Below are 294 nucleotides of genomic sequence, written 5' to 3'. Positions count from 1 at the left end.
GCCCATATGGCCGAAGCAGACCACGCGCGCGCCCGGACACACGGTCTCCACCACGCCGGCCGCCTTGTCGATGAATTCGGGGATCGCGGCGATCGGCACCGAAATGTCGTGCTTGATCGAGGCGCCCTCCGGCTTCTGGCATTCTGGCAGCGTCTCGCGGAAATTCCAGAAGGCGTCGCCCTGGGCAAGACTTGCCGACACCACCGCATCGCCGACGATACCCTGATCGAGGCCGGCCGAAAGAATCTCCTCGATCAGCGCCTTGCCATCTTCTTCCGAGCGACCTGAAGAGAC

At 63.9% G+C, this 294-nt stretch carries 1 protein-coding gene; it reads right to left on the bottom strand.

Annotated elements, in window-relative coordinates:
- On the bottom strand, positions 1–294 hold a 294-nt coding region (locus EN851_RS35575; protein WP_135931132.1), incomplete at both ends, for an FAD-linked oxidase C-terminal domain-containing protein.

This window comes from Mesorhizobium sp. M8A.F.Ca.ET.208.01.1.1 (assembly GCF_004791315.1).
Taxonomy (GTDB): domain Bacteria; phylum Pseudomonadota; class Alphaproteobacteria; order Rhizobiales; family Rhizobiaceae; genus Mesorhizobium.
Note: the sequence above shows the minus strand (reverse complement) of the source record. Positions and strands in the feature narration are given on the sequence as shown.